The organism is Rheinheimera oceanensis (assembly GCF_018831085.1).
GTDB classification, from domain to species: domain Bacteria; phylum Pseudomonadota; class Gammaproteobacteria; order Enterobacterales; family Alteromonadaceae; genus Alishewanella; species Alishewanella oceanensis.
Map to the genome: position 1 here is coordinate 1 of NZ_JAGPNM010000004.1, position 25923 is coordinate 25923.

25 protein-coding genes and 1 riboswitch are annotated in these 25923 nt (G+C 48.6%); of the genes, 24 read left to right on the forward strand and 1 reads right to left on the reverse strand.

Annotation, left to right across the window (positions count from 1 at the left end):
• The first annotated feature begins 87 nt into the window (after positions 1 to 87).
• The 13 genes from J3B89_RS10190 to J3B89_RS10250 all read left to right on the forward strand — a co-directional run bounded on the left by J3B89_RS10190 (position 88) and on the right by J3B89_RS10250 (position 9195).
• Positions 88 to 468, forward strand: coding sequence for a hypothetical protein (locus J3B89_RS10190; RefSeq protein WP_215397465.1), 381 nt, complete (start codon positions 88 to 90; stop codon positions 466 to 468).
• 75 nt (positions 469 to 543) lie between these two features.
• Positions 544 to 903 carry a hypothetical protein gene (locus J3B89_RS10195; protein WP_215397466.1) on the forward strand — a complete coding sequence of 120 codons (360 nt, stop codon included), beginning with the start codon at positions 544 to 546 and terminating at the stop codon, positions 901 to 903.
• Between the two features lie 87 nt (positions 904 to 990).
• Positions 991 to 1320 (forward strand): hypothetical protein, encoded by a 330-nt coding sequence (locus J3B89_RS10200; RefSeq protein ID WP_215397467.1) that lies wholly within the window; start codon positions 991 to 993, stop codon positions 1318 to 1320.
• 452 nt (positions 1321 to 1772) lie between these two features.
• Positions 1773 to 2249 carry an AAC(3)-I family aminoglycoside N-acetyltransferase gene (locus J3B89_RS10205; RefSeq protein ID WP_215397468.1) on the forward strand — a complete coding sequence of 159 codons (477 nt, stop codon included), beginning with the start codon at positions 1773 to 1775 and terminating at the stop codon, positions 2247 to 2249.
• 89 nt (positions 2250 to 2338) lie between these two features.
• On the forward strand, positions 2339 to 2704 hold the full coding sequence (locus tag J3B89_RS10210) for a nuclear transport factor 2 family protein (RefSeq protein WP_215397469.1): 366 nt from the start codon (positions 2339 to 2341) through the stop codon (positions 2702 to 2704).
• A 98-nt stretch (positions 2705 to 2802) separates the two neighbouring features.
• Positions 2803 to 3246 (forward strand): VOC family protein, encoded by a 444-nt coding sequence (locus J3B89_RS10215; RefSeq protein ID WP_215397470.1) that lies wholly within the window; start codon positions 2803 to 2805, stop codon positions 3244 to 3246.
• 98 nt (positions 3247 to 3344) lie between these two features.
• Positions 3345 to 3728 carry a VOC family protein gene (locus tag J3B89_RS10220; protein ID WP_215397471.1) on the forward strand — a complete coding sequence of 128 codons (384 nt, stop codon included), beginning with the start codon at positions 3345 to 3347 and terminating at the stop codon, positions 3726 to 3728.
• 324 nt (positions 3729 to 4052) lie between these two features.
• A complete protein-coding gene (locus J3B89_RS10225) occupies positions 4053 to 5123 on the forward strand; it encodes a Kelch repeat-containing protein (protein ID WP_215397472.1) in 1071 nt (356 codons plus the stop codon).
• 146 nt (positions 5124 to 5269) lie between these two features.
• Positions 5270 to 5662 (forward strand): hypothetical protein, encoded by a 393-nt coding sequence (locus tag J3B89_RS10230; RefSeq protein ID WP_215397473.1) that lies wholly within the window; start codon positions 5270 to 5272, stop codon positions 5660 to 5662.
• Between the two features lie 60 nt (positions 5663 to 5722).
• Positions 5723 to 5902, forward strand: a riboswitch (cobalamin riboswitch).
• 79 nt (positions 5903 to 5981) lie between these two features.
• Positions 5982 to 6761: an ABC transporter ATP-binding protein gene (locus tag J3B89_RS10235; protein ID WP_215397474.1), complete on the forward strand. Its 780-nt coding sequence runs from the start codon at positions 5982 to 5984 to the stop codon at positions 6759 to 6761.
• Complete coding sequence (locus tag J3B89_RS10240; RefSeq protein WP_215397475.1) at positions 6755 to 7747, forward strand: FecCD family ABC transporter permease; 993 nt, start codon at positions 6755 to 6757, stop codon at positions 7745 to 7747. Before J3B89_RS10235 ends, J3B89_RS10240 begins: the two co-directional genes overlap by 7 nt.
• A 9-nt stretch (positions 7748 to 7756) precedes the next feature.
• The gene (gene cobO / locus J3B89_RS10245; RefSeq protein ID WP_215397476.1) at positions 7757 to 8362 is read left to right on the forward strand and encodes a cob(I)yrinic acid a,c-diamide adenosyltransferase; all 606 of its coding nucleotides are present in this window, start codon (positions 7757 to 7759) and stop codon (positions 8360 to 8362) included.
• Positions 8359 to 9195, forward strand: a complete 837-nt coding sequence (locus J3B89_RS10250) for a cobalamin-binding protein (protein WP_349814212.1) — start codon at positions 8359 to 8361, stop codon at positions 9193 to 9195. The genes cobO and J3B89_RS10250 overlap by 4 nt, the downstream gene beginning before the upstream one ends.
• A 10-nt stretch (positions 9196 to 9205) precedes the next feature.
• On the opposite strand, the gene J3B89_RS10255 is transcribed toward J3B89_RS10250, so the two are convergent.
• Positions 9206 to 11212: a serine/threonine-protein kinase gene (locus tag J3B89_RS10255; RefSeq protein WP_215397477.1), complete on the reverse strand. Its 2007-nt coding sequence runs from the start codon at positions 11210 to 11212 to the stop codon at positions 9206 to 9208.
• A 225-nt stretch (positions 11213 to 11437) separates the two neighbouring features.
• On the opposite strand from J3B89_RS10255, the gene tagH reads away from it, so the two are divergent.
• The 11 genes from tagH to tssC (J3B89_RS10310) all read left to right on the forward strand — a co-directional run bounded on the left by tagH (position 11438) and on the right by tssC (J3B89_RS10310) (position 25921).
• Positions 11438 to 12766: a type VI secretion system-associated FHA domain protein TagH gene (tagH, locus tag J3B89_RS10260; RefSeq protein ID WP_215397478.1), complete on the forward strand. Its 1329-nt coding sequence runs from the start codon at positions 11438 to 11440 to the stop codon at positions 12764 to 12766.
• 42 nt (positions 12767 to 12808) lie between these two features.
• On the forward strand, positions 12809 to 13291 hold the full coding sequence (tssJ, locus tag J3B89_RS10265) for a type VI secretion system lipoprotein TssJ (RefSeq protein WP_215397479.1): 483 nt from the start codon (positions 12809 to 12811) through the stop codon (positions 13289 to 13291).
• 23 nt (positions 13292 to 13314) lie between these two features.
• Positions 13315 to 14643, forward strand: coding sequence for a type VI secretion system baseplate subunit TssK (gene tssK, locus J3B89_RS10270; RefSeq protein WP_215397480.1), 1329 nt, complete (start codon positions 13315 to 13317; stop codon positions 14641 to 14643).
• Positions 14644 to 14683: 40 nt separating this feature from the next.
• Entirely contained in the window at positions 14684 to 15994 is a 1311-nt protein-coding gene (gene tssL / locus J3B89_RS10275; RefSeq protein ID WP_215397481.1) for a type VI secretion system protein TssL, long form, read from the forward strand.
• Between the two features lie 22 nt (positions 15995 to 16016).
• Positions 16017 to 19565, forward strand: a complete 3549-nt coding sequence (gene tssM, locus J3B89_RS10280; RefSeq protein ID WP_215397482.1) for a type VI secretion system membrane subunit TssM — start codon at positions 16017 to 16019, stop codon at positions 19563 to 19565.
• Complete coding sequence (gene tagF / locus J3B89_RS10285; protein ID WP_215397483.1) at positions 19547 to 20269, forward strand: type VI secretion system-associated protein TagF; 723 nt, start codon at positions 19547 to 19549, stop codon at positions 20267 to 20269. Before tssM ends, tagF begins: the two co-directional genes overlap by 19 nt.
• 2 nt (positions 20270 to 20271) lie before the next feature.
• Positions 20272 to 21042: a PP2C family protein-serine/threonine phosphatase gene (locus J3B89_RS10290; RefSeq protein WP_215397484.1), complete on the forward strand. Its 771-nt coding sequence runs from the start codon at positions 20272 to 20274 to the stop codon at positions 21040 to 21042.
• Positions 21043 to 21123: 81 nt separating this feature from the next.
• Positions 21124 to 22221 carry a type VI secretion system protein TssA gene (gene tssA / locus J3B89_RS10295; protein WP_215397485.1) on the forward strand — a complete coding sequence of 366 codons (1098 nt, stop codon included), beginning with the start codon at positions 21124 to 21126 and terminating at the stop codon, positions 22219 to 22221.
• A 58-nt stretch (positions 22222 to 22279) separates the two neighbouring features.
• Complete coding sequence (tssB, locus tag J3B89_RS10300; RefSeq protein WP_068231692.1) at positions 22280 to 22780, forward strand: type VI secretion system contractile sheath small subunit; 501 nt, start codon at positions 22280 to 22282, stop codon at positions 22778 to 22780.
• Position 22781: 1 nt separating this feature from the next.
• Positions 22782 to 24275: a type VI secretion system contractile sheath large subunit gene (gene tssC, locus J3B89_RS10305; protein ID WP_215397486.1), complete on the forward strand. Its 1494-nt coding sequence runs from the start codon at positions 22782 to 22784 to the stop codon at positions 24273 to 24275.
• 95 nt (positions 24276 to 24370) lie between these two features.
• A complete protein-coding gene (gene tssC / locus J3B89_RS10310; RefSeq protein ID WP_215397487.1) occupies positions 24371 to 25921 on the forward strand; it encodes a type VI secretion system contractile sheath large subunit in 1551 nt (516 codons plus the stop codon).
• Positions 25922 to 25923 lie beyond the last annotated feature (2 nt).

A 25923-nucleotide genomic window follows, 5' to 3' on the forward strand; every position in this document is an offset into this window, starting at 1 on the left:
AGATCATGAAAGACATCTAGCCAGGATGCTTGGCCGAAATCTATAAGGCGTCAATACGTCCTAAAATGGACGCTTACAAATCAAACTATGAAGTTAATTGAAAAAATCGCACTGAAATTGAGTTCTTTAGGAATTCCGGTTGGGAAATTAAGCCCGTACAATTTCATAACTGACGTAGCTCCATCTTTTGTAAAAGCTGAAGAGCTAAAACGTAATAACATTGTAATTGAGCAGCAAGTAATGAATTTCGAACAGTTCAAGGCCGCCGCTGAATCGTATATTGGTTTCGATCTTGTAACCGAGATATTGGAGACCGAAGTCAGAGGCGGTATAAACATTCATGATCACGCTATTTTGCTTATCAGAAATACGCTAAACAAAGCGAATCAATTTCCAAAGCATTATGAGCGGGTCATAGTTGAAATCACAAATGATATCCTCATCGCACAGGATAAGTTTGGCTGCTAACAAGCTAAGGCAAAGCGACGCGTACCGCGCGCTTGCTTTGAGCGTTATGTGTGAATGACTATGGATTGGCGTCAAATGGAAGTATTTAAGGGTATCGATCTCAATGATTCTTTCGTTTTAGATTGGAGTTATGAAAAAAACCGCCTTTGCTTTGAACTGGTAGCTAGCATTTGGCCAGAGTCAAAATATTATGTTGAGCCAAAGCTAAATGAATATACGTGTTACCGAAAAGCCACACTTCAATTCGTTAATACAGTTTCCGTAACCGGTTTAAAACCTAAATCAGCTGTAATGTCATCAACTGATCCAGACGGTTCAATTGATTATGGCAACATTGATACATTACAGGTGGTCGTTAGTGGATTTGAGCTTACCGGTGATTTTGGCAATATAAAAATATCTGGCGGGGAGCTTCGATTCGAAATTCACACATAATAATACGCATCACTCGCTCCCTACGGTCGCTGGGACGCCAACCCGCTGCGCGGCTTTTCGCGCTAAATTTGAGCGTTAGAACCCGCCATGGAAATATTGCGCTCCATCTTCTACAGAGCCCCGCACGTTACAGGGCCAGCCTGCGTCCTTGTCTCTATACGCTTTGGAAGACAGCCAGAAAATGGCCCAAAAATCATTTACATGCTTACGCAAGAAAAGCACGAAGCCTCAGTGAAATTTGATCTGGAAAATCACATTGCAGAGGTTCTTTCAGGAGTAGCCAAAGCAAATGCAGAATTTTCCGGCTCTTTAGAGGTTGAGGCAATTGAAATAGTACCTGACGATTATCCTCGCAGGTTCCAAGCTGAGTATGCAGCTTATAAAATCGCAGCAGCAGTATTGCAAGGTGAGGTCTAACTATTCACTAGCGAGCATGAAAGCGATCAATTTAGGGTTCGCTACAAAAGCGATACTGTTCAAGTTATCGTTGAAGGGACAAATTGGGGCGGGAGAGTCCGAATTGCTGTAGGTAATTATGTTGGTTTTCAGAATTTTGATCTCTACGATTTAGTAAAAGCTAAAACCGGTGAATATCCGGCAACAGAGAGCATTACTACTCTTAACCAAATAGCGCAATTGCCGCTGCTGGCAATGTTGTTAAAAGAGCATGGCGAGCAGGTTTTAAGCGGTGATTTCACAATATTTTCGGCAATAGCGGAGATAGTAAAGGCAAGAGCAGACGGCTTCGATGATGGGGTTGAGTGAATTGTCATATAACAATAGCCATAAAAAACGCGCCTTTTGGTCGCTCGACTTGCAACAAGTTGCTCGCGTTTGTGGCGGGCGTTACATGCATCAGGAGAGGGCAAGTGCCAGTCAAAATTATCCATCTAAATGAAAATGATGTTGCTTTGTTGCAATCTATAAGTGAGATGTTCGGGCAGGTATTTGATGACGAAGTGAGTTACTCCAGAAACAAGCCGTCGTCAAGCTACCTTCAAGCATTACTTGGCACATCTAACTTTATTGCGCTTGCTGCTGTTGATGGAGAAAAAGTCGTAGGTGCTATCGCTGCGTATGAACTGAAGAAGTTTGAACAGGAAAGAAGCGAGATATATATTTATGACCTCGCGGTCATTTCTGATTTTCGCAGAAAGGGCGTTGCCTCGGCCCTTATCCATGAGCTAAAGGCTGTTGGCGCTGCACGCGGCGCGTATGTGATTTATGTTCAAGCCGACAAAGGCGTAGAGGATCAGCCAGCCATTGAGTTGTATTCAAAGCTGGGCACCATCGAGGATGTGTTCCACTTCGATATTGCAGTTGAGGTCGACAGCAAGAATGCTTAACAATGCACTATTGCCGGACAAATCCTCCGCTGCGCTCCGAAGTTGCCGCAGAATGCGGCGTCATGAGGCTTAGAAACTTAGGAGATTCTATGAGTCCGAAAGAACTGATTTTTGCTTGGGTAGAAGCATTTAATGAAGGTGATGCTGAAAAAATTGCAAATTTCTACGCCAGTGATGCTGTAAATCATCAAGTGGCAAATGAACCTGTAAAAGGTAAACAGGCCATACATGATATGTTTGCCAGTGAGTTTGCTAATGCTGAAATGGCCTGCATCGTTGAAAATGTGTTCGAAGATGGAGAATGGGCAATATTAGAGTGGAAAGATCCTATTGGTTTCAGAGGATGTGGCTTTTTTCAAATTCGAGAAGACTTAATTGTGTTTCAACGTGGTTATTGGGATAAACTTAGTTTTTTAAAAGCGCATAAATTACCAATTCCGCAGTCAGCAACATAACTATCCGCAGCAATCGCTCCCGTTGGTCGCTGGAACAGCCAAAACGCTGCGCTTATTTGGTCGCCCTTGTGTGGGGTGTTATGTGCTGGGAGGCGTTTATGCGTAACAAAATTAAATATTTTGCTTTTGCATTCTTTATTTTATCTGCATTATTTCAATCTACAGTACACGGCAAGGAAAAGCACATGTCAGGGCCTGCGCAAAACGGCGTTCTTATCTACTCTGGCGATTTGGGCAACTTATCGGAGTTTTATGAAAAACTTTTTGATATGCGCGTTGTTCGAAAAACCAATGATTTTATCAGCCTGGAAACGAATGGTTTCAACTTAGTCATTCATGTTCCACCATTCGATATGCCTGCTAAAGCGTTTAGCCCCATTAAACTTTTCCTCACGGTAGATGATATGGCTATGTCGAGAGAAAATGCTGTTAAATTAGGTGGCCAGGCATTCGGGGGGGAGTGGAGTAATCCTGTATTTAAAGTTTCAAACATCGCTGATCGTGATGGTAACCATATTCAAATACGTCAGTTCAACAAATGAGTAATAGCGGATGAATTTACGAGAATGGTTAAGGCAGATAACAATACGCAGCACTTACCGGCCTGTGGCTGCTGCTGTCAGCGTCAAGCCATAAAGCTATGAAAGTAGAAAGTATCGATCATCTGAATATTTCGGGACCAGAGAATCTCATTGAAGAGGTCCGTGAATTTTATGAAAAGATTTTAGGCCTGAAGGTTGGTAATAGGCCCAACTTCAGACGTGCCGGGTATTGGCTTTATGCTTCAGAAAAAGCAATCATTCACTTAACGGTGTCTGAAGATAATAGATCTGGCTCACACACCTACTTAGATCACTTCGCATTCCGAGTAACAGGGCTTTCGTCAGCCAAAAAATGGCTTGATTCACAAGGTGTTGAGTACAAACAATCGATTGTCTCTGAAATGAATCAAGTGCAACTTTTTCTTTCAGATCCCGCGGGTAACGGGGTTGAGCTTAACTTCGTGGGAGAGTCTGTTGCATAAGGCTATCGCCGCCGCTAACGTTGCCGGGCCTGCTTATGCTGCGCCCCAGCCGACCTAAAGCTTTGCGCTTGGCCAGCTTAAACGACGAGGTAATCCGTTAACAAAACCTTTAGCCAGATGGTTGCTGCAAGAAGGTGATGCGGATGAATGGCTTAGAGAATCAGCACAAGATAGTCTTGATGAAAGTTAGCAAACACATAACAAGCAAAGGCGGCATCGTTACACAGGCGGTAAAACGCAAAAAAGTAATGAAGTAAGTAAATAATGCCGGTCTGCAGCGCAGCTAATCTGGACTATGATATAGATTTCAGGAACGGAGGCACTATGCTTAATAGCCACTTAGTTGTTAATACTGCCCGCACATCTTTTCGTTATCTATGGCTGGCTGTTTGGACATTGTTACCCTTTGCCGCTACTGCAGATACCAGCCAGAAACCGCTAAACAACCGGCCGTCTGTAACGGTACAACAGGCGCAGTGGCAAACACAAAATGTGCAGGCAACACCTGCTGCCCGGCATGAAAATGGTTTTGTTGCCGTGGCAGGGCGTTTGTATTTACTGGGCGGGCGTGGCGAGCGGCCTTTAGATATTTTTAATCCGGCTACCGGGCAATGGCAGCAGGGAGCCACACCGCCGTTTGAGCTGCACCATATGCAGGCAGTTGCCTATGATGACAAGTTATATGTGTTAGGCGCCTTAACCGGAGGTTTTCCGGAAGAAAAATCCGTTGCCAATATACTGATTTATAACCCCGCTACTGATACCTGGCAAACCGGGCCGGAGATCCCGGCGCACCGGCAACGCGGCGGCAGTGGTGTGGTAGTGCATAACGGGCTTATTTATCTTATTGGTGGTAATAACCGTGGCCATATGAGCGGTTTTGTCGCCTGGCTGGATGTATTTAACCCGGCAACCGGACAATGGACAGAGCTGGCTGATGCGCCACATGCCCGCGATCATTTTCATGCCGTTGTTATTGATGATCAGATTTATGCTGCGGCCGGGCGCATGTCGTCACATGATACCGGCGAGACGATGTCACTGACTGTGTCTGCGGTGGATGTTTATGATATTAAAACCCGGCGCTGGCATACGCTGGATGCGCCGTTACCTACACCAAGGGCGGGCACTGCCGCCGTGGCGGTGAATGGCCAACTGGTTGTTATCGGCGGTGAAAGCCTGCGCCAGATAAGTGCGCACAATGAAGTGGAAGCCTATAACCCTGCCACAAAGCAATGGCAGACATGGCCTGCTTTGCCATCTGGCCGGCATGGCACTCAGGCAACCATACACAATGGTGTGCTGTATATTGCTGCCGGTAGTGGCAACCGCGGTGGCGGGCCGGAATTAAATGATTTGCTGCTATTGCCTCTGGCTGCGGATACAACGCCTTAGTGCGGTGAAAGCTGTTTATGTTGTATGACGCGTAGCATTACCAGGCCCGGTATTGCAGGCGCTGCTTTTTAGCTTGTTAACATTGCAAAAAAGCGACTTTCTGTTTAGATTGAATAGCAATGAAAGTGGAATAACAGGAAGTCATAATGAAAAAATGGGTAAGCGCCGCTATTGTTGCGGTAGCAATGTCAACAACTGCTGCCGCGAATGCACAAGATTATAAACTGATAACCGTGGCCGGTTATTTAAACTTTTATCTGCTGAATTTGAATGCTTGTCAGGATTTTCATCCGTCGGTGCGCCAGAGTGCTTATGATGCCGAAAAGATATTGTATCCATATCTGGATAAACTTTACGGCAAAATGGGTGGCGCCGAAGGAGCTAACCAGAAAATGATTGCTGATATTGTTATGAAACGCCGGGCTATGCTAAACGGCCAGATCGCAGAAGGTGATTTTACTGTAGATCACTGCCAGGCTATTGTTAAAATTCTGACAGAAGATGGTTTGGACAAGACTCTGCTCAGCGCACTGGAATAATATTTACCACCGCCAGCCTGATGCTGGCGGTTTCATTTTGATTGCCCCTCTTTAAATCTGCTACACTGCGCCTGCTTTGGTGCGGGATAATTCCCGCTGAAAAGGGAAGCGGGTGTAAAGCCCGCACTGTACCCGCAACTGTAATAAGCGCTGCAATCAAATGCCACTGGTAATGTTCCGGGAAGGCGATTGTGGGTTACCGCTTTAAGTCAGGAGACCTGCCATAGCTTAATGTCTTTTTACCTGCGTGCGGGAATTCACAGCAGTGGCAACTTACTGTATTGAGCAAGTTGGCTGCTGCTATTGTCAGGAGTCAGTGTTGCTTGAACTTTCAGCCGTGTGTTTGCGTTTCGGTGCAAAACAGGTTCTGCATAACATCAGTTTCTCACTGCAAAAAGGTGAGTTTGTTGGCATTATCGGCCCTAACGGCGCCGGTAAAAGCTCGTTGCTGCGCCTGATCCAGGGGGCTCTTAGTGCCCAAAGCGGACAAATTTTGCTAAAGCAGCGGGATATCTCCAGCTTTGGCACGGCAGAGCTTGCCAGAACTCTGGCCGTAGTAAGCCAGACTACTGCTCCGTTATTTGCGCTGACAGTAGAGCAGGTTGCCAGCATGGGTTTATTACCGCATAAAAGCTGGTTTGAACTAAACAGCAGCTATGACAGGGCGCAGGTTAAGCTTGCGCTGCAAAAAACAGGGCTTGCCGGCAAGTGCTCAGATGTGGTTGATACGTTATCCGGCGGTGAATTACAGCGGCTGTACATTGCCAGGGCGCTGGTGCAGCAACCTGCATTATTACTGCTGGACGAGCCGACAAATCACCTTGATGTACAGTACCAACACCAGATCCTGCAACTGGTTAAAGCGCTCGGCATTCCGCTGCTGGCGTGTCTGCACGATTTAAACCTGGCGGCGATGTATTGCGACAAGCTGCTGTTATTACATCAGGGCAGGCAGGTGGCCTTTGGTTCAGCTGCCGAGGTATTGCAGCCAGAGCTTATGACGCAGGTATTTGGCTTGCCGTGCGAAATAGCGCTGCACCCGCGCTTAGATAAACTGCAAGTTACCTTTATGCCTGCTTCTGCGGAGCGCTTATGTTAAAGCGGCATTATTCGCTGGCAATGTCTGTTGCCTTGCTATTGCTGCTGCTGAGCATGCTGCTGAGTTTGACACTGGGCAGTGCCAGCTTAACACTGGCAGATATTGTCAGTGTATTGTCTGGCCAGCCGGGTGTTTCGCCACTGGCCGACACCATTATCTGGCAAATCCGCTTGCCGCGTTTAGTCTGTGCTGTGCTGGTAGGCGCCGGGCTTGCTGTGTCCGGTGCCGTGTTACAAAATGCCAGCCGTAACCCGCTGGCAGATCCTTACTTATTTGGTTTAATGGCCGGCGCCGGTTTGGGCGCTACGCTGGTTAGCGTAGTGCTGCCGCCACAGCTGATCAGCCTGGCACTTGGCGCCTTTGCCGGTGCTTTATTTGCTGTTGCCCTGGTATTTACCGTGTGTGCCGGGCAACGTTGGCGTAAAGTTGAGATGACTCTGCTGGCAGGGGTGGCGGTGTCTTTTATGTTAAGTGCAATCAGCAGTTTTATTTTGTACTTTGCCGAGCCTTTTGCCGCTAACCGGGTAATATTCTGGCTAATGGGCAGTTTAAGCCGCACCGACTGGCATAGTGTAATGTTGCTGGCGCCGGTGGTGGTGGCGGTGCTGCTGCTGGCACTGGCACTGCGCCGCCAACTGGATGCGCTGCTGCTTAGTGATGAAAGTGCCCGGACACTGGGGGTGAATACCGCGCGGTTGCGGCTGATCTTACTGCTGGCTACTGCATTACTGACAGCCTGTATTGTGGCGCAGTGTGGTGGTATTGCTTTTGTTGGTTTAATGATCCCGCATATAGTCCGGCATTTTTTTGGCGTAACCTCGGCCAGGCTGTTACTGGGCTGTGCGGTAGTAGGGGCCTTATTTATGATCTGGGTAGACAACCTGGCCCGTACCGTGCTGCCGCAACAGGAAATTCCGCTTGGGGTTATCACCTCTTTAGTGGGCAGCGTATTTTTCTTACTTATTATGCGCCGGCAACGGCTATAGCGATGTGTAATGGCAACAGATGAATTAAAACAACAGCGTCACCGCGAACGCCAGCAACGGCTCAAATCTCAGGTTGACAGCGCAGTGGCTGCGGCAACTGAAGAAAAAGGCTTACTGCTGGTGATCACCGGTAACGGCAAAGGTAAATCTACCTCTGGCTTTGGCACTGTGGCCCGTGCTGTCGGGCATGGTTACACTGCTGCAGTAGTACAATTTATAAAGGGGAGCTGGGACTGCGGTGAACGTAACTTATTACAGCAACATGGTGTGCAGTTTGCGGTAATGGCTACCGGCTTTACCTGGGACACACAAGATAAAGCAGCCGATATTGCCGCTGCAGAGCAAGTGTGGCAGCAGGCCGAACAGTTTCTGGCAGACCCTGCCATAGACGTGGTGCTGCTGGACGAGCTAACCTATATGTTAACTTATCGTTATCTGCCGCTGCAGCGTATCGAACAGGCTTTGCTGCAACGCCCGGCCGCGCAGCATGTGGTGATTACCGGCCGGGCCTGCCACCGGCGTTTAGTTGAACTTGCAGATACCGTTAGCGAAGTACAGAACGTAAAACATGCGTTTGACAATGGCATTAAAGCGCAGCGGGGGATTGACTGGTGAACACAGGGTACCGGCCATTAGTTTTATTGTTCGTTGGGCTGCTGGTAGTGCTGCTGATAGTACCGGCACAGGCTAAACCACAGCGCATTATTGCACTGGCACCGCATATTACCGAGTTGCTGTTTGCCGTGGGGGCCGGTGAGCAGGTGGTGGCCGTGAGTGATTACAGTGATTACCCTTTAGCTGCACAGGCACTGCCGCGTATTTCCAGTTATGCCAGTATTAATTTTGAAGCGGTACTGGCACTGCAACCTGATTTAGTTATTGCCTGGCGCAGCGGAAACCCGGCGGCTGATATCACCCGCTTGCAGCAGCTGGGTGTTACAGTGGCATTTTCTGATCCGTTAACACTGGATGATATTGGCGCTGAGCTGCGTTTAATCGGCCAGCTCAGCGGTTATCCACAGCAAGGCGAACAACAAGCGCTGCAGTTTGAGCAACAGCTGGAGCAGCTGCGCCGGCAATATCAGCATAAAAAACCGGTAACCGCTTTTTTTGCTATGGGCACTGCACCGCTTAGCACTATAGCTAACCGGGCCTGGCCGCAGCAAATATTGCAGTTATGTGCTGTTCATAATCCGTTTGCCAATAGCAAAGGCGATTATCCGCAGGTGGGTATTGAACAGGTGATCCAGGCTCAGCCTGAGGTGATTATTCAGCCGGTGGCAGAAAAAGTGCTTGCTGATTTCTCGTACTGGCGGCCGTTCAGTGCTCTGCCGGCAGTGAAGAAAAATCAGTATTTAAGCGTGAATGCCGATTATATTTACCGCACTACGCCCCGTACTTTGCTGGGTATTACACAGCTGTGTCAGGGCGTAGATGCTTATCGCTAGGGGGCAACACCTAGCTGTTAAGGCTGCTCATTAATTCATTTGCGCGGCGCATTAGCCGCTCAGCATTGCGCACCTGGTTGGTTTTTAACAGCTCACCGGACAACGCCAGATATTTATCCGCCAGTTTACGGCGCATTGCTTTGTGTAATGAAAAGTCTGCCGGAACTTCGGCGTCATATTGCTGCAGTTTGGTATAAACGGCATCTATCTGCTCTGCTGCTTCGCTGGCAGCCAGTTCGTTTTCCAGTAATGAAAAGCTGTGCTGATAAAAAATTTCTGCCGCCTGATAAGGAAAAACAGCTGCTTCGCCACTGCTTTGCGCCAGCCGGTATGCTGCCATTGCATCTACAGCTACAGCCAGTTGTTGTCCTTGCTCAACTAAACCTGCGGTATCACTGTGGCGTGAAAATAATAACTCACCGATACTAATCAGGTGTTGCAGGGCCATGGCATCATTAGTGGTAACGGCTTGTTCAAATGCCGCTACATAGACACCGGCTTCAGCGTTGTCGGGTGTGGCCTGATAACGGCTGTCGATGCGTTTTAGCTCAGCAATAATTTTGTACGGATCCTGCGCATCGCTTTGTTGCTGATATTGCCGGTTTAGTAATAGCTGGTTTAACTGAGAACGCAATACATCAATAGCGGTTTGCTTACTGCGCTGCATATTGTTGCTAAGGCCTGCCAGGTAGTGTGAGTCCGGATACAGTTCGCGTGCCTGTGCCAGAATACGTTCTATCTCCGGATAATTCGGATAATTAAAGCTGCGATCACTGATAATATTGTCAATTTGTTGTTCAAAATGCTGCAACACTTCATTTTGCTGTAATCTTAAAATACCTTCAATTTCTAAGGTTCTGTTGTTATTGGTATGCAGCGCTGCCAGCAGCTCTGCAGCGGATAATTGGTTCAGTTGTTGGTACTGCTGCTGTTTTTGTTGTAAAGCGCTGCTTTGATTACTAAGTTCAGCTATGGTTGCCTGTTGTTGCTGATGGTATTGCCAGCCGCCCCAGCCAAGCAGCAGCACTGCAGCGGCAGTTACTACAGGCTGTAATACAGGTTGTTTAAACTGTTTAATAATACCGCTGATACTGACATTACGTTTGGCACTGTCAAACTGCAGCGCCCGCTTTAACGTGTGCCATTGCAGCAGGTTTAAATGGGCTGGTTTTGTGGCCTGCTTATTCTGTTGCTGTGCTTTGTCTGCCGGTAAGCGTTCAAAAGGGTGTTTGCTGGTCAGTAATTCATAACTTAAACAGGCAAATGAAAATACATCGTCTGCCACGCAGGGGGTATTACCCGCCAGCAGCTGTGGGCTGGCATAAGCGGGGGTATAACCGCTTAGGGGAGCTGTCTGGCTTTGTTGCTCTGCGGCATAGATATCGTGATTTAGCTGTAACTTTTGTGCCACGCCAAAATCCAGTACTTTAACTTCGCCGGAGCGGTTAACCATAATATTGGCAGGTTTTAAATCGGCATGCACAATGCCTGTTTTATGAGCAAAATCCAGTGCGTCAGCAATCTGGCACAACAGGTTCATGGCAGATTTAAGTGGCAACCCTTTTGGCTTATAACGTTTAATAACCTGATCCAGGCTTTCGCCATCAAGGTGCTCCATAACAATAAAGTAATGTTGCTGATCTGAGTCAACATCAAATACCCGCACTATGTTTGGATGAGACAGCTGCTGGGTTTTATGCGCTTCCTGCAGCAGTAATTGCAGAGCATCGGGCTGATCAACAAACTGCTGCTGCAGCACCTTTATAGCAACGGTACTGTTACTTACTCCGGCTTGCTGCAAAAACAGATCAGTAGCGCGGTAAATGTCACTCATGCCGCCAGAGCCAATTTTACTCTCCAGCAGATAGCGCTCTTTTATCAGCATACCGCTTTGCAAGGCAGCCACCGGCGTAGCGTCTGACAGTACACTTTTTTTTACCGCATAGCGTGTTTTATCTGCATCTGACGCCTGTTCGGTAGCAAAGTTGTCGACACCTGTAGGGTTCTGATCCGTCATCGTTTACTCCTTGTTCAGCTGGCTACTGCGAAAAGCATCGCACTATTTGTTACTGGTTTTCGTACTGAATTACGCAATTATTTCACAAAAAACCGGCCAGGTCATCAGCATATTTTTACTAATTGTTAATTTGGTTGCTGTTGACGCAACAATAAATTTAACTTAATCTATTTTTCCGATTTATGGTGAATAAATTGTGTTTATAGCAGTGCTGCAGGAGGTGGTATGGGACAAAAGGACAGGTTGCTTGAATTGTCAGTGTTGAGTTATCACCGCTTATCACCTAAACAGGTTGCGGTAAAACGCTTTGATACCACGGGCGGCACTCTGGGGCGCTCAGAGCGTGCAGATTGGTATCTGCCTGATCCTGAGCGGGTAGTGTCAGGTGTGCATGCCAGCATAAGCTGTAATAAGGGGTTATTCAGCATAACTGATCAGTCAACCAATGGTTTATTTGTTAACAGATCGGTTGAAGCGCTGGGGCAGGGCAACAGCTATCAGTTAAAGCATGGTGATGTACTGTGCATGGGTGACTATGAAATTCAGGTTGCGCTTATTGATGCTCTGCCCGACAGCACTCTGGCAGCGGCAGGAGCAACACAAAAAACAGCGGCTACTTCTTCTGCGCCGGCTGTACTAAATGCTACAGCGGCTAATCAATCCGGCGCTTACGATACAAGCGAAAACGCCAGCGGCGGTTTTTCGGTTGCAGAGCTGACCGGCCCGGCTTTCGGCTTAGCCGGTGCGCATACAGCCACTGCTGCCAGAGAGCATGGCCATGAAATGACAATGGATGAGCATTTTCTGGCCCCGGCAGCATTAATTCCTGATGACTGGGAAGCTCCCTGGCAGCAGAAAATACCGGAACAACCAATACAGCAAACCGCCACTACGGTTGCTAACACAGATATTGTGCACGGCAGTGTAGTTAAAGATAAACGTAAAAGTGCCACACCTGCTATGGCCGCTGACAGTGCGGCTTGTCTGCAGGCTTTTCTTAACGGTCTTGGCGTATCGCAGGCTAACATACAATCGGTTGACTCCAGCCAGTGGTGGGAGCAATTGGGGCAGGCCTTACAACAATCTCTTTTGGGCGTGATGGATGTAATGCGTGCACGTTCTGAAGTTAAAAACAGTTTTCGTGTTAACCAAACTACCTTTCAACAGCGCGAGAACAATCCGCTTAAGTTTTCTGCCAGCATTGATGATGCATTTCACAATTTATTTAACCGCCCGGGGTCCAGTTTTATGCCCGCCAGACAAGCTATTGCAGAGGCTTTTGCTGACATAAGCCAGCATGAGGCCGCTATTATTGCCGGCGCCAGAGGTGCTATGGCCGGCATGTTAACGCAACTGGCACCAGAAAAAATCGAAGCAGCAGATTTTGGTGGCAGCTTTGTTGACAAATTAAATCCGGCACAGCGCCAGGCCAGATTCTGGGCCCGGTATAAAGCACTGCATACAGAGTTGACAGCTGAGCTTGGCAAGAAAAACCAACAGGGTGTAAATGACGACTTTATCAGTGCTTATGAAGCCTGTTTACGCCATAAATAACAGAAAGTTACACAAGCATATTATTAAGCAGGAGCTGTAGTAATGAAAACAATCAAGATATTGGTACTGGTTTGGTTAAGCCTGACGGTGCTGGCCGGATGCCAGGCTGTTTATGCCACTTTTCCACCTTCAACAAAATTGCATTTTCGTGTTGCTGCCGACATCAACCCTGATGCTGATGGCCGCCCGTCGCCGGTCATTATTAAAGTGTATGAACTGGCGTCAAAAACAGTGTTTGAAAACCAGGACTTTTTCGCACTGTATGACAGCCCGGAAACTGTTTTACGCACCGATTTACTGAAAAAAGATGAACTGGTGTTTGAGCCGGGCCAGCGCACGGAATATCGCATGGCGCTGCTACCGGCTACTAAAGCCGTAGCGGTGGTAGCGGCATATCGCGATATTGAAGGGGCAAGATGGCGTGCGGTGGTTGATGTAAAGCCAACCGGTTATGACAGCTTCTATGTTTATGTCGATAAACTGGCTGTGTATATCCGTGAGCATGATCTTGAACGTAAACGGTAAATTTCGGTTTTAAGGAATTCAATATGAGTGACTACAGCCGGATTTCCTGGTCTGAGGGGTTGTTTTTACGGCCCCAACATTTTCAGCAACAAGAGCGCTACTTCGACTATGCCCGCCAGCAACAACTGGCGATGCAGCTACCTTATGGCTGGGGCGTGCGTCGCTGTGACATTGATCAGCAAAGCCTGAAGTTTGCTCAGTTTGGGCTGGCAGAGCTCGAAGCTGTGCTGCCTGATGGTACTGTACTGCAATTACCGGCAGTTGAAGCACTGCCGGCAGCTATTCAGATCCCGAAAAACTGCCGCGATCAACAGGTATACCTGTGTTTAGCGATGGATAAAGCTAACGGGCAGAATATCAGCTCTGACGGCAGTTCTCACATTAGCCGCTACAGTTATGCTGAACACAGTGTGGCAGATAACAGCCTGGCTGAAGATGCCACCGAGGTGTTACAACTGGCCAAGCTGAGGCTGTTACTGAAGCTGGAATCAGAAGATCGCGGTGGCTTTATCTGCATACCGCTGGCCCGTATTCGCGAGGTATCGGAGCAGGGCGAAGTAAAATTGCTGAAAAAGTACATTCCGCCGCTGCTGGATATTCAGCAAGATCCTGAGCTGTCGGCCTTTTTAACTGAAGCTTTGGGCATGCTGTGCCAGCGGGCTGATGCCTTAGCCGATCGGCTGGGTAAAGGCCAGGGTACTGCCAATTCGATTGCCGATTTTTTAATGCTGCAGGTGCTTAACCGCTATGAGCCGCTATTACGGCATTTGAAAAGCGGAGTACTTGAGCACCCGCTAAGCCTGTACCGGTTAATGATAAGTATGCTGGGCGAACTGGCTACTTTTACGGCCCGGCAGAAAAGACCGCCGCAGTTTCCTCAGTATCAGCACGATGATCTGACGGCTGTATTCGGCAACTTAAGCGTAATTATGAACCAGACGCTAAGTGTGGTACTGGAACAAACCGCACAGGCACTGCCGCTGGAGCAAGCCAAGTTTGGCATTCTGGTATCACCTCTGACAGATAAAACCTTATTGGAATACGCCCAGTTTGTGTTGGCTGTCAGTGCAGATTTACCGGCAGAAGACATTCGTAAACATCTGCCGTCGAGGTTAAAAATTGGCCCGGTAGAGCATATTCGTGAATTGGTGAATAACCAGTTGCCCGGTATTGCGGTAACCGGTTTACCTGTGGCACCGCGCCAGGTGCCATATCACGCTGGTTACCATTATTTTCAGTTAGACAAGGGCAGTATCTATTGGGAGCGGCTGGCAAACAGCGGTGGTTTGGCTTTGCATTTGTCCGGTAATTACCCCGGCTTGAAAATTGAACTTTGGGCGATTAAAGCCTGACGCCTGCAAAGGCGGTTATGACTAACATGGATGACAAAAAATGTCTGATAAAACCGTGATGAAACCCCGTCCGGGTGGCCGGGCTCCTGCTAAAAGCAATGCTCCTGCGCCGGTGCAGGAACATACCGGAGATCCGGATAAAACCCGCATGGCAGCCCATGTTAAAGCGCCGGACAATATGCAGCGTATGCAGGTGCTGTCTATCAGTGACAATATTCTGATTGATGAAGCCGGTGCGCTGTTTTCGCTGATCCCGCCGATACGTAATACTGTCAGCCATGCTGATGTCGCCAGCCTGAAAACGCAGTGTATTCAGTTAATTAATCAGTACGAACAACAACTCAGGCATAAGGCTGTTAGTAGCGGGCTGATTGAAAATGCGCGCTACTGCATGTGTTCTTTTATTGATGAAGCGGTATTGAACACCAGTTGGGGCGGTAACAGCGACTGGGCCACGGAGAGCCTGTTGTCGACATTTCATAATGAAACCTTCGGTGGCGAGTACTTTTTTACTTTGCTGGACAGTGCCATCGCCGCACCACGTGAAAACCTGTTGTTGCTGGAACTGCAATACCTTTGTCTGTCATTTGGTTTTGTCGGCAAAATGCGGGTTGAAGAGCGCGGCTATGAAAAACTTGAAGGCTATCGTGAGCGTGCATACAAAGCTATCCGCTCACAACGTGGTGAGCCGGAGCGGGAGTTGTCACCCGGCTGGCGCAGCCAGGTTGTTGCGGCCAGTAAACTGGAAGCAGAGTTTCCGTTATGGGTATTCTGCTCGGTAGTGGGAGCTGCGTTGCTTGGCAGCTATATGTACCTTAATTATCAGATAAACAGCTACTCTGATCAGGTACACCGGCAGTTAAACAATCTGGTTAGCTGGCAGCAGGATGCACCGCAGGTGGTAACGGCAAAAGCCCGCCAGGACGCGATAAAACTGCAGCAGTTATTACAAACGGAGATCCGCCGTGAGCTGCTTGAGGTAATCGAGTTGCCGGACAGGGTAAGGATCCGTGTCGGGCTTGATCAGCTGTTCAGCCCTGGCAGTACCGGCATAAATGAAGGTTTTGCACCAATAGCGGTGAAAATTGCCCGCGCACTGGAAAGTACCGAAGGCCGTATCCTCGTTAGCGGCTATACCGATAATTTACCCATTTTTACCAGTAAATATCCGTCTAACTGGCATTTATCGCTGGCCCGGGCGAATGCTATGTCTGATGCGCTGGCCTCCGGTGCCGATTTACGTGGCCGGCTCTGGCCTGAAGGGCATGGTGATGCCAACCCTATAGCGCCAAACGATAGTGCAGCTAATCGCGCATTAAACCGGCGGGTAGAAATAGACCTGTTACAGTAACGCCTTAAGCAAGGGAAGTGTTATGAAAGTTAAATCAGCGCTGCAACCGGTTATACGGTTGTTTAAATCCAGCGTCTTTATTACCGTACTGGGTCTTACGGCCTTAGCTCTGCTTATATGGTTTGGTGGCCCTTTGCTGGCCATAGCCGGATATGAACCGCTGGCAAGTGCAACTGCACGTTTGCTGACGTTATTAGTTATTGCTCTGATATGGGGCGGCAGCCACTACATTAAAGGATTACGTGAAAGCCGTTCACACAAGCAGGCGGTAGATACACTGCTAAATGGCGAAGAGCATCAACAGCATGACGAGCTGGCCCGGCGCGATATTGAGGTGCTGCGTGAGCGGATGCAAAAAGCGCTGGATATTTTAAAGCATGCCCGTTTTAGTAAAGCGCGTGATATATACCAGTTACCCTGGTATATGCTGATTGGTCCGCCGGGATCAGGCAAAACCACCGCGCTACACAATTCCGGGCTTGAATTTCCGTTAAAAGAACATATGGGCATGGATGCCATTGAAGGCATTGGTGGTACCCGCCAGTGTGACTGGTGGTTTACTAACAAGGCTGTACTGATAGACACTGCAGGGCGTTACACCACGCAGGACAGCCACGCCGCACAGGATTCTACTGCCTGGCAGGGCTTTCTTGGTTTGTTACGCAAACACCGGCCGCGTCGCCCTATAAACGGCGTAATTGTGTTTGTCAGCCTGGCAGATTTACTTAACCAAACCCGCACCGAACGTAATTTGCATGCCCGTGCTATTAAACAACGGGTGCAGGAGCTGCAAAACCAGCTCGGTATGACTTTTCCGGTTTATGTGATGTTTACCAAGGCAGATTTGATTGCCGGTTTTACTGAGTTTTTTGACCATCTTACCCCGGAAGAACGTGAGCAGGTATGGGGTATGACCTTTGATGTGGCGCAGGCAGACAGTGAAAAAGGTGTCGTGGCGCAGTTTAACAAAGAATTTCACGCCATTATTAACCGCTTGACCCAACGTTTGTTCAGCCGGTTACAGTACGAGCATGATCAGGACAACCGTGCGGCTATTTACGAGTTTCCGCGCCAGCTAAGATTACTGCAAAGTGCTGCGGACGATTTTCTGAAAGAGATTTTTGCGCCTAACCCTTTTGAAAAAGCCACTATGTTGCGCGGTGTTTATATTGCCAGTGCTACGCAGGAAGGCGTGCCAATTGATCGCATAATGTCGCAGCTTGGTAGCAATTTTGGCTTAGCTGAACCGCCGCTGCGCCGCCAGACCGGCGAGGGTAAAGGTTATTTTATCAAGCGCTTTTTTGAAGAAATTGTTATTCCTGAACGGGAGCTGGCGTCGGTTAATCTGCACCATAAAAATAAGCACCGCTGGATCCGCCGTGGCGTTCTGGCCGGCACAGCGATAACAGCTTGCTGGTTACTGGTTGCCTGGACAGGCAGTTACAACTGGAACAGCCGTCTGGTTGATCAGGTTACCGCTTCGGTTAATGACTACCAGCAACTGGCGGATTCAGCCAGATCGCAGCAGGACGTGGTAGCGCTTAACGAACAACTTAACCTGTTGCGTGATTTACCGGCCGGTTACTCAGGTGTGATCCCGGTTGATGGCCCGAAAAACCTTGGTTTATATCAGGGCGACAAGCTTGGGCAGGCAGGTAGAACTGCCTATCAACATGGCCTGTATCATAGTTTTGTGCCTTATTTTACCCAGGTATTAACTGAAGAAATGCAGCGCAATGCGGAGCACCGTGACTACCTGTATGAAACCTTAAAAACCTATCTGATGGTGTTCCGGCCGGAGCACTTTAACGCAGAGCAGCTCAGCTCCTGGTTTGCCCTTTATACCGAGCGCCAGTATCCCGGTGATGTTAGCCAGCCGCTGCGGTTGTCGTTGCAAAACCACCTGCAGGCCTTATTAGAAAGTGGCATTAAAGGGGCTACCTATCAGCAGGATGTCGTTGTTGCCGCCCGCGAATTATTACTGACAGTGCCACTGGCTGAGAGAGCTTATCAGCGGGTACGTACCGAGCTGATGAAAAGCCATATTCCGGATTTTCGCCTGGTTGATGTATTGGGTACTGACGGCGTAAAAGTGGTTAAGCGTAAAAGTGGCCAGCCATTGCAGCAGGGTATTTCAGGGCTTTATACCTATAAGGGGTTTCATGGCCTGTTTAACATTGAAAAGCGTCGTATTATCAGAAGCCTGATGCAGGACAGCTGGGTGTATGGTGAAGCCGCAGAGGGTGATGAAGGTGCGGCTGATACCACGCTGTCTGATCAGGTCACTGAAAAGTACCTGCGTGATTATGTGTATGTATGGCAGGAGTTGCTGGACGATATCAGCATCAGTGCTGTCAGTGACGTTGAACAAGGGGTGTTTGTTACCCGTGTGCTGGCAGGGCCAGAGCAGCCAATACAGAATATTATCCGCGCAGTGCAGCAAAATGTACGGCTAACCAGTTTACCTGAATCAGCTGAAGCGAATATGGCAAAAGAAGTAGCGGGTAAGGTTGCCGACACACAATTCTCCAGCCAGAAAGCCCGTTTAAACCGGCTGCTGCCCGACAACATGTCGGCGTTACAACAACAGTTACCCGGCATTGAGGTTGAGAGAGCCTTTAGTGAAGTACTGAGCATTCAGGACGCACAGCTGGAGCAAATTGCTCAAACCAGCCGCATGTACCACGATTATCTGGAGCGGTTATATGTACCGGGCGGCATGGCCCGCCAGGCCTATGCTAACCAGTTGAGCGGCGAGGGCGGTAATGAGCTTAGCGTGGCACTGCGCCGGTTGAAAAGCGATATCCCATCACCTTTTTCTGACTGGCTTGGCAGTTTATCTGCTGACACAACCAAGCTGTTTGCCAAAGGCAGCCGGCAGCATATTAATGAAGCCTGGCAGGGTACTGTACTGGCAGAATACAGAAGGGCTATTGCTGATCGTTATCCGCTGAACCGGCGTTCAAAAGAAGATATTAAGCTCAGAGACTTCGAGCGCTTCTTTGGCTACGGCGGCACGCTGGATGCATTCTTCAAAGATTATTTACAACCTTTTGTTAATACCAGTAGCACAACCTGGACCTTTAAACGTGATATCGGCTTAGATCAGAGTGTTCTGAAAACCTTTCAGTCAGCCCAGCAGATCCGGGCCGCGTTTTTTGACGGTGGCAGCCAGAAGCTGAAAGTGGGCTTTAGTTTAAGGCCGGTGTATCTGGATCGGCATATCACCCATTTATTGCTTGAGCTTGACGGACAGGAGCTGTCATACCGGCATGGCCCAACCCGGTCGCGACAGTTTTTCTGGCCGGGTGATCGCAATAAATTACAAACCCGCCTTGTGTTTACACCGGCAAACTCGGGTTTACCTTCCAATATTAGTCAGGAAGGTGAATGGTCCTGGTTCCGTTTTCTGGATGAGTTAACCCAGGCCCGGCCGCAAACCCGGACGGATAAAGTCCTGCATCTGGCTGTGCAGGGTAATAAAGCGCGGGTAGAGCTGGTACCTGATACCGTTAACAATCCATTTTGGAGCAGTGCATTGGAGACCTTCAGTTGTCCGGCAAGTTTATAACCGAAATAGGCATATGCGGCAAAATTCCCAGCCGCGGCGATTTTATTACCCAGGGGCTGACAGCAGACTTTGTCGATGCCTGGAATGAGTGGCTGCAGGCTGTTTTAGCTGTCAGCCGGGAGCAATTAGGAGCGGACTGGCTGGGAACTTATCTGACCAGCCCAATCTGGCATTTTGCTATATCGCCCGGGGTATGTGGTACCGAGGGGAAAATGGGCTGCCTGATGCCAAGTGTTGATCAGGTGGGACGGCATTACCCGTTTACCATTAGCCGGGCTCTGGCGTGCACACCTGTGCAGGCCAGAATGCAGCCCGGCTGGGCTGAAGTGTTGGAGCAGCAGGTACTGCATACACTGGACGATGATTTTGCATTGGAATCCTGGTTTGCAGCATTAAAGACTGCAGAGTTTAACTGGCCGCAAGCGCCACAGATAAGCTGCCCTGTGATGTCTGCCAGCCAGGGCCGGCCAGCCTGGGTGCTGCGCTCAGAAGAAGAACCCGATGCCGCCAGCTTATTACATCATAGCTACCGGCAACAGTTTGGTCGTTATTGCTTGTGGTGGACGGCAGGCTCAGAGCAGGTAGAGCCCTGTACATTGGTGACCAGTGGTTTACCTCAGGTCGGGCAGTTTGCGGCCATGTTAAATGGCGACTGGCAACGCTGGCAGTGGCAACTGGCTGATATCAATTCAAACGGATCTTAATTATGAAACAGGTTGTTTCTCATGCCCAGACACATAAAGGATTAGTCAGAAAACTTAATGAAGATGCCTGTCTGGATCTGGCCGATTGCGGTGTATGGGTAGTTGCTGACGGTATGGGCGGGCATGCAGCCGGCGATATCGCCAGCCAGTTAGTGGTAGACACCATACGGTTAGCTATGCAGCGGGGCGAAACAGCCAGCGTAAACCTGATAACTCAGGCCTTGCATCAGGCAAATGCAGAGCTTTGCCGGTACAGCCGGCAGCACTTAGATGGCCATACAGCAGGCTCTACCGTTGTGGTGCTGTTACTGGACAAAGTGCATTACCACTTTCTCTGGGCAGGTGATAGCCGCGGCTATTTACTACGCCATCAGCAGCTGCGGCAGGTAACCCGCGACCATAGTCAGGTAAATGACATGGTAGAGCAAGGTTTACTTAGCAGCAGTGAGGCAGAGCAGCATGAACTGGCAAATGTGATCACCCGTGCGGTTGGGGTAGACCCGCACGTCAGCATTGATATTGTCAGCGGCGTCTGGCAACCCGGAGATCTGTTTTTACTATGTAGTGATGGCCTGAACAAAGAGCTGACAGATGCCGAAATATGCCAGTATCTGGCGCACAATAACATTGCAGAAGCCAACCGTGCTTTGCTGCATTCCACCCTGGTTGCCGGGGCACGGGACAATGTTACCTGTATTTTAGTCAAGGTAAATAACGATCTGCAAAATGTTAACGATAAGGACGTGACAATTCCGATATTTATAAATAATTAGAAAATATTAGTTAACTGTTGTCATCATTAAAACAATAAAGTAACATATTTGTCTGGATAACGTCTCATTTGGGTTGTTGTGATGGATTACAGTAAATTAATTGACTTTGAAATGTTAATTGAGGGCGTAGATATTGCTGCGCCTGCTGGCATAGATCCGCGTACTGATATTTCACCGACTTCTCAGTACTACCAGCTAAAAGACACCCGTGGCCAAGCCCGGGCTAATGAACGTGCTTTGCTGGCAGAGGATGAAGATTTTCAGGCCTTAGCGTCAGACTGGCGGCCGCTGGCGGAAAAAATCCCGGTTATTTTATGTAGCCAGGTTAAAGATCTTGAATATGCTGCCTGGTTAATTGAAGCGTTGTGCCGTACTCATGGTTTTGCTGGCCTGAGCGCCGGTTTTAAAACGACCCGCTTGTTAATAGAACATTTCTGGCCAAGCCTGTACCCGCAACCTGATGAAGATGGCATGGAGGTTCGGATTGCACCTCTTATTGGCCTAAATGGTTACGAGGGCGACGGCGCCCTTATCACGCCTATTCTGAGTATTCCGCTAACTGATATGACGGCGCATGGCCAGTTTGCCTGCTGGCAGTATGAGCGCGCTTCTGATATTTCCCGTAAAGACGAAAAGCGCCAGAAGCAAAAAGCCGATGCCGGCATCGCCACGCTGGAACAAATTAAAGATGCTGTAGCAGAGACACCGGCTGCGTTTTACCAGCAACTAAAACTGCAAATTGAAACCGCAATAACCGAGTTTGCACTGCTGTCGCAGGCAATGGATGCCGCCATGAATGGCGAGCCGCAACCAACCAGTGCCATTAGCAAGGCCCTGCACAAATGCCTTGATGCCGTTAATTATCTGGCGGCTGACAAGCTGGCACAGTTCGCCACAAGCGCTGAGCAAACAATAACAACTGATGCAGACGGGCAGGTGGTCAGCCAGGCAGATCCGGTACAGCAGCAGGTGCAAACGCGCGAACAGGTATTGTTAAGTCTGAAACAGTCAGCCGAATTTTTTCGTAAAACCGAGCCACACTCGCCCATTTCATATGCATTGGAGCAGGTTGTGCACTGGAGCACTCTGAGTTTACCGGAGCTGTTGCAGGAGCTTATTGATGATAACAACAGCCGTAACCATTACTTCCGGCTGGCGGGAATACCGCAACAAAAGTAATGCTCTTTGTATGGGCATGAACTGAAATTAACAACAGCTGAGTAACAGGAGAAAGTCAATGGAAAGTATTCACAGCAAATTATCCCGGGTGCGTAAGCCCCGTGTGCATATTACTTATGACGTTGAAACAGAAGGAGCTGCGGTTAAAAAAGAACTGCCTTTTGTTGTTGGTGTAATGGGCGATTTTGCCGGCCATAACACTGAAGCGTTAAAACCTTTAAAAGATCGCCGCTTTGTACAGATTGACCGGGATAACTTTGACGAAGTGTTAAAACGGATGAATCCGAAACTGAATTTCAAAGTAGATAACAAACTGGCCGGTGATGACAGTCAGTTTAGTGTTGAGCTGGAATTTAAATCGATGCAGGACTTTGAACCGGCAGCTATCGTCAAGCAGGTTGAACCACTGGATAAACTGATGGCAACGCGTAACAAACTGCGTGATCTGATGACAAAAATTGATCGCTCAGAAGAGTTAGAAAATATTCTGGAACGTGTGCTTAACAATAACGAAGATCTGCAAAAGCTGGCGCAGGATCTCAGCATAGAGGATAAATAACATGAGTACGGAAGCTTTACTGGAACAGCATGATAATGCTCAGGGTGCTGCCAGTTCTTTGTTAGAACAGGCAATTGGTGCTACCAAACAAACTGACGCATCCCGTGCTGAAGAATTGTTACGCACGCTGACCGAAGAAGCCCTTAGCGGTACTGTCAGTTGGAATAAAAACTTAACGGTAACCTTTAACGAGGCAATTAACCGTTTAGATGAACTTATCTCAAGTCAGCTTGCCGCCATTATGCATACTCCGTCTTTTCAGAAACTGGAAGGTAGCTGGCGCGGCCTGAACCATCTGGTAATGAATTCTGAAACCAGTGCTTCACTTAAAATCCGTATGATCAGCATGAGTAAAAAAGAGCTGTATAAGGATTTAAGCAAAGCCGTTGAATTTGACCAGAGCCAAACCTTTAAAAAGGTTTATGAGTCAGAATTTGGTACTCCGGGTGGTGAGCCTTATGGCGCCATTATCGGTGATTACGAATTTACTAATCATCCGGAAGACATTGAAACACTGACCTATATGTCCAATGTTGCTGCTGCGGGCTTCTGTCCGTTTTTATCTGCAGCATCACCGGCCCTGTTTGGCTTTGACGAGTGGACTGAACTGTCAAAACCCCGTGATCTGGAGAAAATTTTTGAATCTCTGGAATACACCAAATGGCGTTCTTTCCGCGATAGCGATGACTCACGCTTTGTTACATTGACCATGCCCCGTGTATTGGCCCGTTTACCCTATGGTAGCGCGACGGCACCAATTGAAGAATTTGGCTTTGAAGAGTTTGAACTGGACGCACAAAAGGGCGTGGCGAAAACAACCAATCACTCAGAATATTGCTGGATGAATGCAGCCTATGTTATGGGTGCCAAACTAACTAATGCTTTTGCCCAGTACGGTTTTTGTACGGCAATCCGCGGTGCTGAAGGTGGCGGTAAAGTTGAAGGTTTACCCAGCCATATCTTTATGAGTGATGACGGTGACCCTGATCTGAAATGCCCGACAGAAATTGGTATTACTGACCGGCGTGAAGCCGAGCTTGGCAAAATGGGTTTTCTGCCGCTGTGTCATTACAAAAATACCGATTATGCCGTGTTCTTTGGTGCACAAACGGCACAAAAACCGAAAAAGTACGATACGCCGGAAGCTACCGCTAATGCGGCCATCTCTGCCCGTCTGCCATACCTGATGGCAACGTCACGTTTTGCTCACTATCTGAAAGTATTAGCCCGCGACAAAATCGGCAGCTTTATGGAAGCAGAAGATGTTGAAGTTTGGTTAAACCGCTGGATTTTAAGCTATGTCAATGCCTCTGAAGGCAGTGGCCAGGAAGTTCGTGCCCGTTACCCGCTGGCAGATGCTAAGGTGCAGGTGCGTGAAATTCCCGGCCGTCCTGGCTCTTACAACGCAGTTGCCTGGTTACGGCCATGGTTGCAACTGGAAGAGCTGTCTACCTCGTTGCGTCTGGTAGCGAAAATCCCTGAGATGGGTGGTTAACGCTGTTAACAACACCAGTTGTCACTGGCTAAGCATAGCGGCTTAGCCTGTGCTCTGTTGGTGTTATCCAAAGCAGGTAAGCAAATGAGGATGTCATGGCCGACGCGGTAAAGTTTGTGTCTGAGGATGTATTTACAGCATCCTTTGCCGGTTCGCAGCAGGCAGAATTTAATCAGCCTGTCTATACCCGGCTGGAACGCAGTGGTGTGCTGGCGCGGTTTCTGCGTGAACCCGAGCCGTTAGCGGCTATTTTGTACTGGCTTGAGCATGTCGCCTGCACTCAGGTACATAGCGCTAATCTGGTTAGCGCTATGTTATGCCGTGCTATTGCCGATATCGACCGCTTAATTAACCTGCAATTAAATGACATTATTCATCACAACCAGTTACAGCAACTGGAAGCCAGCTGGCGTGGTTTACTGTATCTGACTGAACAGACCGAGCGCCATGATCGGGAGCAAAAAGTTAAAGTAAAGCTGTTGTCGTTGTCATGGCCTGAATTGAGCAAAGATATCAATCGCGCCATCGATTTTGATCAGAGTGACTTTTTCAAACTTATTTACGATAACGAATTTGATATGCCCGGTGGCGAACCTTTTGGTGTGCTGATTGGTGACTATCAGATCAGCCATAAAATACGCCCCGGCCAGTTAACTAACGATCTGGATACATTAAAGGAAGTTGCCCGCACTGCAGCTGCGGCCTTTGCGCCTTTTATTTGTGCCGCCCATCCATCGCTGTTTGGTGTTGATCATTTCTCTGAGCTTGGTTTGGTATCGGATATCGGCAGCCAGTTTAAGCAACCGGAATATGTAAAGTGGCGGGCGCTGCGTGCTATGGAAGATGCACGCTTTTTAGGCGTGGTATTGCCACAGGTACTGATGCGTAGCCCATACAAAGATGATGGCTCCCGTACAGAAAGCTTTGTGTTTCGTGAAGCCCTGGCACACCCGGAGCGCGACTATTTATGGGGTAATGCCGCTTTTGCTTTTGCCTCGGTGCTGGTAAGAGCCTACAGCGAGTCAGGCTGGTTTGCACAAATTCGTGGTATGAAGGCCGGCCAGCATAATTTTGGTCTGGTTAGCAATTTGCCGGTTAGCCGCTATGAAACTGAGAAATATCAGCAGAGCAATAAACCGTCGGTTAACTTGCTGGTAGGGCACAGGTTTGAAGCTGAGTTATCAGATAACGGTTTTGTGCCGTTATCTGTGGTGCCTTACAGCGACTATTTTGCATTTTATAACAATGCCTCAGTGCAGCTGGCTAAGAGTTACGACGACAAACTGTCTACTGTTAACGCCCGGTTGTCGGCCATGCTGCAGTATATTTTGTGTGTGGCCCGTTTTGCACATTATATAAAGGTGATTGGCCGCGATAAGGTTGGTGGTTATCACTCTGCCGAGCAATGCGAACAAGAGCTGCAGCGCTGGCTGCACAACTACACCACGGCATCAGCAGATGCGTCTAACGATGTCCGGGCGCGCCATCCTTTGCGTGAAGCACGTATTCAGGTTAAAGAAAAACGCGGTGAGCCAGGGCGTTACTATTCAATTATTCAGCTGCAACCACATTTTCAGTTAGATCAAATGATTACAACGGTAAAGCTGGTTGCTGAGCTATCACCTAAACAAGCCGTTACGGCGTGAGG